6 protein-coding genes are annotated in these 8,865 nt (G+C 65.1%); 2 read left to right on the forward strand and 4 right to left on the reverse strand.

Annotated features, from left to right (window positions below):
* The first annotated feature begins 318 nt into the window (after positions 1 to 318).
* Positions 319 to 1,674, forward strand: coding sequence for a hemolysin family protein (locus tag JS531_RS10800; RefSeq protein WP_214315862.1), 1,356 nt, complete (start codon positions 319 to 321; stop codon positions 1,672 to 1,674).
* A 167-nt stretch (positions 1,675 to 1,841) separates the two neighbouring features.
* Here the strand turns inward: JS531_RS10800 and JS531_RS11190 are convergent, their stop codons facing one another.
* A complete protein-coding gene (locus tag JS531_RS11190; RefSeq protein ID WP_240542194.1) occupies positions 1,842 to 2,771 on the reverse strand; it encodes a hypothetical protein in 930 nt (309 codons plus the stop codon).
* A gap of 766 nt (positions 2,772 to 3,537) precedes the next feature.
* Here JS531_RS11190 and JS531_RS10810 point away from each other — a divergent pair.
* Complete coding sequence (locus JS531_RS10810) at positions 3,538 to 4,017, forward strand: DNA starvation/stationary phase protection protein (RefSeq protein ID WP_214315865.1); 480 nt, start codon at positions 3,538 to 3,540, stop codon at positions 4,015 to 4,017.
* A gap of 408 nt (positions 4,018 to 4,425) precedes the next feature.
* On the opposite strand, the gene JS531_RS10815 is transcribed toward JS531_RS10810, so the two are convergent.
* The 3 genes from JS531_RS10815 to JS531_RS10825 all read right to left on the reverse strand — a co-directional run bounded on the left by JS531_RS10815 (position 4,426) and on the right by JS531_RS10825 (position 8,609).
* Positions 4,426 to 6,069 carry an ABC transporter substrate-binding protein gene (locus JS531_RS10815; RefSeq protein ID WP_214315866.1) on the reverse strand — a complete coding sequence of 548 codons (1,644 nt, stop codon included), beginning with the start codon at positions 6,067 to 6,069 and terminating at the stop codon, positions 4,426 to 4,428.
* A gap of 353 nt (positions 6,070 to 6,422) precedes the next feature.
* Positions 6,423 to 7,187, reverse strand: coding sequence for an SDR family oxidoreductase (locus tag JS531_RS10820; RefSeq protein ID WP_214315867.1), 765 nt, complete (start codon positions 7,185 to 7,187; stop codon positions 6,423 to 6,425).
* A 96-nt stretch (positions 7,188 to 7,283) separates the two neighbouring features.
* On the reverse strand, positions 7,284 to 8,609 hold the full coding sequence (locus JS531_RS10825; protein WP_214315868.1) for an aspartate aminotransferase family protein: 1,326 nt from the start codon (positions 8,607 to 8,609) through the stop codon (positions 7,284 to 7,286).
* Positions 8,610 to 8,865: the final 256 nt, after the last annotated feature.

The raw sequence follows: 8,865 nt of genomic DNA on the forward strand, positions 1-8,865 counted from the left end.
CGACTACCAGTACCGAAAACCCATGCCCGACGTCAACCATGCCCCAGGACACATGTAAACCATGCCCCAGGAGATACCGTCAACCATGCCCCAAGACATACGTCAACTATGCCCCGAGACAATACACAACCCCCGGAAACACCCGATTCTATAGAAACGGACGAAACCAGGCAGTCGAACGCACCCCTCACGCCCAATCCTATAGAAACGGACGCAATTGGGCAGGCGGACGCACCGCACACGCCTGATTCCGTAGGATGCGCCGGGCCGAAGCACATCCGCACCCCATTGACGTGCCGCTCCCTTAGAGTGGGGTGCATGTCACTTGGTATGAACATCCTGCTGATTTTCGTCTTCCTGCTGCTCGGCTCCGTGTTCTCCGGCACCGAGCTGGCGTTGGTCTCGCTGCGAGGATCGCAGATCGACCAGATGGAACAGGAGGATGCCCGCGGCGCCCGCGTGGCGAAGATCGCCCGCGACCCGAACACGTTCCTGTCCACCGTGCAGATCGGTGTGACGCTCTGCGGCTTCCTGTCCGCGTCGTTCGGCGAATCGTCGATCTCCCCGTACATCACGCCCGTCGTGGAGGGTTGGGGCGTGCCCGCGCACATCGCCGCGCCGCTGACCACCATCACCCTGACGCTCATCATCTCCTACTGCTCCATCGTCATCTCGGAGATGGTGCCGAAGCGCATCGCCATGCAGCGCACCGAGGCGATCGCCCGTGCGGTGGTGCCCGCCATCGACGTGTTCGCCAAGGTCTGCCGTCCGCTCATCTGGCTCATCGGCAAGAACACGAACGGCATCGTGCGCCTGCTCGGCTTCGACCCGAACGAGACCGAATCCGAGGTGTCCGACGACGAGCTGCGCGTGCTCGTCAACACGAACACCAACCTGAGCAAGGACGAACGCACCATCCTCGACGACGTGTTCGACGCGTCGGAGACCATCGTGGCGGAGGTGATGCGCCCGCGTGCCGACGTCGTGTTCCTCGACGGCTCCATGGCCATCCCGGACGCGGCCGCCTACGTGCGCGAGATGCCATACTCCCGCTACCCCGTCACCGGCAAGGACTTCGACGACGTGCTCGGCTTCGTGCACGTGCGCGACCTGCTCGACGTGCGCGACCCGAACGCGAGGACCGTGTCCGACGTGACGCGCGAGGGCATCTCCCTGCCGGGTACGTCGAAGCTGCTGCCGAGCCTCGAACTGCTGCGCAAACGCGGCATCCACCTGGCTGTCGTCATCGACGAATACGGCGGCACCGACGGCATCGTCACCCTGGAGGACATGACCGAGGAGCTCGTGGGCGACATCCGCGACGAATACGACCTGCCGGACCAGCCGGGCGGCGCGCGACGCAACCGCCAGAGCGCGTTCGTCAACGGCGTGGCCACCGTGGAAGGCGGCACCACGTTGGAGGACTTCGAGGACCTGACCGGCATCGAACTGGAGGATGGACCGTACGAGACCGTGGCCGGATACTTCCTGGCCCACACCGGCAAGATGGGCGAGGAGGGCGACGTGCTCCACTCCGACGACGGCTACGACATGATCGTCACGAAGGTCGACGGCCGACGCATCGACACCATCCAGGTGAAGAAGGCCGGCGCGCCCGACCATTACGAGCCGGACGCGGATACGAAGCAGAACAAGGACAAGGCGAAGAACTGAGCCACGCCCCAACGATGAAGGCGGTTCCTGCCCTGGGGCAGGAACCGCCTTCGTTCCGGTGCGGACCATGCCGTCGCCTGCAACCAGCCGCAACCAGCCGCCGTACCCGTCGCGACGTCAATGGCAACCGCGGCGGTACCGTCGGCAAACGGCATCGCCGGCAATGCTCAGTACTGTTCGACTCTATCCACCGAGCCGTCCGCGTTGTAGTAGGTTTCGGTGACCGGCGTGCCGGCAGGTATGGAGCTCACCGCGGAGGACGTCGCCCCGCATGGCCTGAGCACATCCAACGTCCACGTCTTGGTGGCCACGGGAGTGCTGAAGGACCCCGGGTAGTACCAGTTGGTGTAGGTGATGGTGCCGTCACCGTAATTGAACTTGATGGTGTAGGGATATCCGTTGTTGATGGACGACGAGCCCATGACGCCGTCGCAGCTGACGTCGACGCCGCCGTCCTTGGCCGGCTGGTCGGAGATCGGGTCGAAGCCGTAGAGCGGGAGAGTGTCCTCGCGCAGGATCTTCTCGAATTCGGCGATCGTGGCGGGGTCGCTCGGGCTGATGCCGTTGGGATAGCCGTCGTCGATCAGGATGCGGTCGTAGGAATAGTATTCCTTGCCGTCCTGCGGCTTGTACGCATCGCTGGCCACCGGCGCGCTGGAGGTCTCGCCGGAGCCATCGGAACCCTCATTCGAGGCGCTGGAATCCGAATCGGAAGAACCGGACGAATCGGACGAGGATGAATCGCCGGAGGAGTCCGAACCGGACGACGCCGGCGCCGACTGCGATGTCGTGACCTGATCGTCGAGGCTCTGCATGGCGGCATATTCCACAGCGCGCAGGACGAGTCCGAGGATGATGTTGGCCGCCATGCCGGCGATGGCGCCGTTGCGGCATCGATGCGCGTTGGACGGGCGGCTGTTCCTCCATACGAAGAACAGGATGAATCCGACCAAGGGGACGAAGAATCCGAGCACCGTCCACCCGAAGCTTCCGCTATCCGACGCGGACGTGTTCGTATCGATGGACGCGCCGCGACGGTACGATTCGTTCCCTTGCGAACCGTATCCGGCCGCGGTTCCGTTGGTTCCGTTCCCCATCACGGGTCCGGCCGGCGATTGGCCGCGCACGCCGTCAGCCTTATCGGCCTTATCGTCCTTATCCCGTTCCTCGTGTTCGCGGGCCAAATCGCCGAACGTCGTCACACGGTGCGCCGGTTCCGCCTTCGACTGTTCCGTCGCCCCGGTTTTCGCCGTCTCGGTTTTCGCCGCACAAGCTTCCGTCTCCGGTTGTCCCGCATCGTTCTGCGACGCCGCGCCTGCCTCCGCGGCGGCAATCGGCCGGGCGGGCTCAGCCTGAGGAGGCAACGGAGGCAACGGGACCGGCGGAAGCCGGTTTCCGGCGGATGACAGGACCGTGGCATCGTCGATCGCCGTGGAATCGAAGCCGGTACCGGCTTCTGTTACCCGTTCGGGCGATCCGGACGATTTGGGTGTTCTGGGTGTTCCGGGCCCCTGTTCGACGGCTCCGGGCATCGGCACGGCAGGACGAACCGCGTCCCGGCTTGCACCCTGAACCGTATTCCGGACCGTATCCTGGATCAGAGGGGTGCCGCATCCCGCGCAGAATTTATACCCATCCTCGATCTTTCGACCACATCGTGTGCAGAACCGCATGGCGTCCCCTCCATCATCCATCGCGACGGCCGCGCGTCATGCATCACACCTCAACCACATCCATCACGACGGCACCGTCATCCGGAAACTCTTAACGTCAAGTCTACACGCGGCAACCTCGGACTCATGTAGACTGAAGGCACCCGGAGTTCCTCAACGGGAGCCCACAAGGAAAGGAAGGAACACCATCATGACCCTTGCATTCATCGTCCCGGGACTCGACGAAGCCGTCTCGGAGAAGGCCATCGCCATCCTGCAGAACCGTCTCAGCCAGGAACAGGAGGCGGCGCTCGTCCTCAAGCATGCGCACTGGAACGTGACCGGCCCGAACTTCATCGCCGTGCATGAGATGCTCGACCCGCAGGTCGAGGTCGTGCTCGCGCAGGCGGACGAGACCGCCGAGCGCATCGCCACGCTGGGCGGCACCCCGGACGGCCGCGCCGACGCGATCGTCCGCAACCGCACGTGGAAGCCGTTCGACGCGGAAGGCCGCGAAGGCACCGAAGCGTATCTCAAGGCGCTCATCGAGTACTACGACGCGTTCATCGCCGACGACCGCAAGGCCGTCGCCGAGCTCGACGAGCTCGACTTCGTCAGCTCCAACATCATCCAGGACCATGTCCAGGAGCTCGAGAAGTTCCAGTGGTTCATGCGCTCCCACCTCGCGTGAGCCATATGTGGCGGCCGGGCACTTCCGGATACACGCCAGCCACGCGACGCATGAGCATGTGAGCGTGTGAGCACATAAACACGCATAAGGGGCCGATAATCGCGGAGAGCATCCAGCTCCCGCGACCATCGGCCCCTTATCCATGCCCGGCGGCTGTTTGTCGCGGCAGCAGAGACATCACCGCGACAATCAGCCTCCTACACGGCATCAGCGGCCGATTGCCGCGACACCACAGTCCCCACCGCGACCATCGGCCCCTCACATATGGCCAGCGGCCGATTGCCGCAGCAGCAGAGACACCACCGCGACAATCGACCGCTCACAGTTACTCAGCGGCCGATAATCGCGAAAGCACGGACTCCACCGCGACTACCGGCCGCTCACCAGCACCAGCACCTACACCCACACCTACTTCACGAGGTTCTGGTACTCGGGCAGCCCCATGTAGTTGAACTTCACGTTCTTCACGCCCTTGCCCGCGCCGGCGGACACGTTGCCGTACCACAGCGGGATTACGGGCAGGTCCTTGAGCAGCACCTCCTCAGCCTGACGGTAGTACTTGACCGATCCGTCGAGCGTGGTCTGCTTCGCGGCCTCGTCGATGAGCCCGTCGAACTCGGAGCTCTTGTAGTCGCCGTTGTTCAGGCCCTTGCCGTCCGCGTAGGCGGAGTCGTAGGCCTGCACGAGGTAGCCCTCCGGATGCGGGTAGTCGGACTGGAGGCCCTGGGTGAACGCGGCGTTGATGGTGCGGTCGTGCACGGCGCCGGAGAAGTCCTTCTGCGTGGGGAACGGGTAGGACTGCGCGTCGATGCCGAGCGCGTTCTTGATGGAGTTGACGATGGCGTCCACCCACTGCTTGGAGCCAGAGTCGGAGGCGTAGGCGAGGCGGAACGTGCCGTCCCACGGTGAGATGGCGTCGGCCTTCTTCCACAGTTCCTTGGCCTTGTCGGCGTTGTAGGAGAGCACATCGGAACCGGACAGCGTCTTGGAGTATCCGGCGATGGAGGGCGCGGTGAAGTCGGTGGCCGCGGTGGCGGTGCCGCGCAGCACCTTGTCGACGATGCGGTCGCGGTTCACCGCGTAGGAGATGGCGGCGCGGCGCAGCCTGCCCTCCTCGCCGGTGAAGTGCTTGAGCCCGGAGGGGATGGTGAACGCCTTGAAGCCGGGGCCGGCCTTGCTGAACGCCTGGATGGACCGTTCGCTCTTGTAGGTGGCGAGCGCGCTGGACGGGATGGAGTCGAGCACGTCGAGGTTGCCGGCGGTGAGGTCGGCGTAGGCGGAGTCGAGGTTGGTGTACAGCTTGAAGGTCACGCCGCCGTTCTTCGGCGTGCGGGGGCCGGTGTACTTGGGGTTGGGCGTGAGTTTGATCTCACCGTCGTGCGTCCAGGATTCGAACTGGTAGGGGCCGTTGCCCACGGGCTTTTCGCCGAACGCCTTGATGTCCTTGTAGGCGCTGGAGGGTAGGGGCAGGAACGCCACGTCGCCCACCTTGTAGTCGAAGGAGGAGTCGGGTGCGGCGAGCGTGACCTGGAGCGTCTTGTCGTCGATGACTTTGAGGCCGCTCAGCTGCGCGTTCTTGTCGCCGTTCTCGTCCTGCAGCTGGTCGTAGCCTTTGATGGTGGAGAAGATGGCGGCGCCCATCTGTCCGTTGGCGGCGTTCGCGGCGAACGACCATGACTTCGCGTAGGTTTCGGCGGTGATCTTCTCGCCGTCGGAGAATTCGAGGCCGTCGCGCAGTGTGATGGTGTATTGGGAGGCGTCGGCGTTGGGGGTGATGGATTCGGCGTCGGCGTAGATGAGTTTGCCGGTGCTGCTGAAGGTGACGAGGCCTTCGAACAGTTGGGTGACGACCTTCCATCCGGCCATGTCGTTGGTGTCGGAGGGGATGAGTCCGCTGGCGGGTTCGACGTTGTTGACGGTGATGACCGCCGCCTTGCCGTCCTGTTCGGCGGTGTCGGCCGCGGTGTCTCCCACCTGCCCGCAGCCGGCGAGCAGCAGTCCGATGCCGAGCGTCGCGGCGATCGCGGCGGTGATCCGTTTCCTGATGCGCATGATGTTCCCTCTTCTTCCGTGTTCGGTGGTGTCCGGTGGCGTCCGATGCCCGGTTGCGCCCGACACCCCGACGTTCCGTGTTCTTCCGCGACGGGGCGCGCACGTCGTGCGCGCATCTCCCGTCCCCCTTTGCGCGGCGCATCCGACATCCGTCCGTGCGGACGGACGCCCATACCTCGTTTCGATGCACCTGCGTCCGGTATACCGTACCGCATCACTACGATTACGCCGACAGCGAGGGAACATGCCGTCGGCGTCATCGCATGCGGTTATGGCCGTCACCGCTCTGGCCTGTTACGGCGCGGCGCGCGGTCGCGACGCAACCGCGCGCCGGCCATGACCACGTCACGCGCTCACCGCTCGCGGTACACCTTCGTGTACGAGCCTTCCGCACGCGGACGGACGACGATCGAGTCGACGTCCACGGTGTCGGGCTGCCCGAGGGCCCACCGCACGCATTCGGCGATGTCCTCCGCCTTGAGCGGGCTGGGCACGCCGGCGTACACGCTGGCCGCGCGGGCGGCGTCGCCGCCGAAGCGCTTGAGGGAGAATTCCTCGGTCTCGACCATGCCGGGGGAGATGTCGATGACGCGCACGGGTTCGCCGATCTGTTCGAGGCGCAGCACGCGCGCCATGACGCGTTCGGCGAATTTGGAGGCGCAGTATCCGGCGCCGCCCTCGTATGGTTCGATGCCGGCCGTGGAGGAGATGACGAGCACGGTGCCGCCGCCGGGCGCCTGTTTGAGCGCGGGGAGCAGTTTCTGCGTGATGCGCAGCGTGCCGATCACGTTGAGTTCGTACATGTTCCGCCAGTCGTCGAGGCTTGCGGTGGCGACCGGGTCCTTGCCGATGGCGCCGCCCGCGCAGTTGACGAGCGCCTTGACGCCGCCTTCGGCGAGGATCTGGTCGACGGCGGCCTGGGTTTCGGCCTCGTCGGTGATGTCGCAGGTCACGTAGCTGACGGCGTCGCCGAGTTCGTCGGCGAGCGCCTTGAGTTTCGCCTCGCGCCGGGCGAGGGCGACGACGGTCCAGCCGTCGGCGGCGAGGGCGCGTACGGTGGCGGCGCCGATGCCGCTGGATGCGCCGGTGACGACGGCGCGTTTCGTTGCGTTGGTCATGTTGTCTCCTTGGTGTGTTCGTGTCCGATTATCCTGCGTTCCGTCCGGCCGCGTGCGCGTCCGTCCGGTGTTCGTCCGACGGGTCCGGCGTCCGGTTCAGCAGCCGGCTGCGGTGAGGGCCTCGTCGAGGATGTCGACGCCGTCGGAGGCTTCGTCGGGGGTGATGACGCAGGGCGGGGTGACGTGGATGCGGTTGTTGTGGATGCCGAGGACGAGGCCGCGCTTGTTGCCTTCGGCGACGATTTGCTTCATGGTCGCGTCGGCGAGGGGTTCCTTGGTGGTGCGGTCCTCGACGAGTTCGACGGCCCAGAACACGCCTTTGCCGCGGACCTCGCCGATCTTCGGGTGCTTGTCGTAGAGGGCGGTGAGCTTCGGTCCGAGCACGGTCTTGCCGACGTTGTAGGCGTTGTCGACGATGTGCTCCTCCTCCATGGCCTCCTGGGTGGCGACGATCGCCCCCATGGCGAGCGGGTGGCCGGAGTAGGTGAGGCCGCCGGGGAATACCACGTCGTCGAAGTGGTGGGCCACGGGGTCGCTGAGGATGACGCCGCCGGCGGGCACGTAGCCGGAGTTGCAGCCTTTGGCGAAGGAGATGATGTCGGGCGTGTAGCCGTAGTCGTCGAGCGCGAACCAGAAGCCGGTGCGGCCGAAGCCGGCCATGACCTCGTCGGTGATCATGAGGATGCCGTACTTCTTGGTGATCTCGCGCACGCCCTTGAAGTAATCCTTGGGCGGGATGATGATGCCGGCGGTGCCGGGCACGGATTCGAGGAGCACGGCGGCGATGGTGTCCGGTCCTTCGAACTGGATGACGTGTTCCAGGTGGGTGAGGGCGCGTTCGCATTCCTCCTCCTGCGTGGTGGCGGAGAATTCGGAGCGGTACAGGTAGGGGGTGAAGAAGTGGATGTGTCCGCGCGAATAGTCGTTGGGCTTGCGGCGCCAGTCGCCGGTGGCGCTGATGGCGGCGCCGGTGTTGCCGTGGTAGCAGCGGTAGGAGGAGAGGATCTTGTCGCGCCCGGTGAACAGGCGGGCGGCGCGGATCGCGTTCTCGTTGGCGTCGGCGCCGGCGTTGGTGAAGAACACCTTGTTGAAGCCTTCGGGGGCGCGGCGGGCCACGAGGGAGGCGGCGCGGCCGCGGGCCAGGTTGGCGTAGTCGGGGCCGATGGTGCACAGCAGTTCGGCCTGCTTCTTGATGCCTTCGATGACCTTGGGATGCTGGTAGCCGATGTTCACGTTGACCTGCTGGCTGGTGAAGTCGAGCAGTTCGCGGCCGTCTGCGAACTTGAGCCACGAGCCGTGTCCGGTGACGACCTCGACCGGGTCGAGGTCTCGCTGCGCGTGCCAGGAGTGGAAGACGTGCTTGCGGTCCAGCGCGTAGGCGTCGTCCCAGATCTGCTTGTCCTCCGATACGTCGTGTCCCATGATGGCTCCTTTCCTCGATGAGACCGTCGGGCCAGGCGGTCCGGCTGCGTTGTTGAATGTCATTATTCGAGTTGGACATTTCCCCTTCCGGGGCTGACATTTCCGCCGTCGACCGCCGGACCTCTGCCGGTGTATTGTCTCGGGGCATAGTTGACGTATGTCTTGGGGCATGGTTGACGGTATCTCCTGGGGCATGGTTTACATGTGTCCTGGGGCATGGTTGACGTCGGGCATGGGTTTTCGGTACTGGTAGTCG

It is taken from the genome of Bifidobacterium sp. CP2 (assembly GCF_018555635.1).
Classification (GTDB): domain Bacteria; phylum Actinomycetota; class Actinomycetes; order Actinomycetales; family Bifidobacteriaceae; genus Bifidobacterium; species Bifidobacterium saguinibicoloris.

Excerpts from the sequence above, each read along its gene's own strand:
- JS531_RS10800 (WP_214315862.1), top strand. The coding sequence starts at position 319 with ATGTCACTTGGTATGAACATCCTGCTGATTTTCGTCTTCCTGCTGCTC.
- JS531_RS10825 (WP_214315868.1), bottom strand. The coding sequence starts at position 8,609 with ATGGGACACGACGTATCGGAGGACAAGCAGATCTGGGACGACGCCTAC.
- JS531_RS11190 (WP_240542194.1), bottom strand. The coding sequence starts at position 2,771 with ATGGGGAACGGAACCAACGGAACCGCGGCCGGATACGGTTCGCAAGGG.
- JS531_RS10815 (WP_214315866.1), bottom strand. The coding sequence starts at position 6,069 with ATGCGCATCAGGAAACGGATCACCGCCGCGATCGCCGCGACGCTCGGC.
- JS531_RS10810 (WP_214315865.1), top strand. The coding sequence starts at position 3,538 with ATGACCCTTGCATTCATCGTCCCGGGACTCGACGAAGCCGTCTCGGAG.
- JS531_RS10820 (WP_214315867.1), bottom strand. The coding sequence starts at position 7,187 with ATGACCAACGCAACGAAACGCGCCGTCGTCACCGGCGCATCCAGCGGC.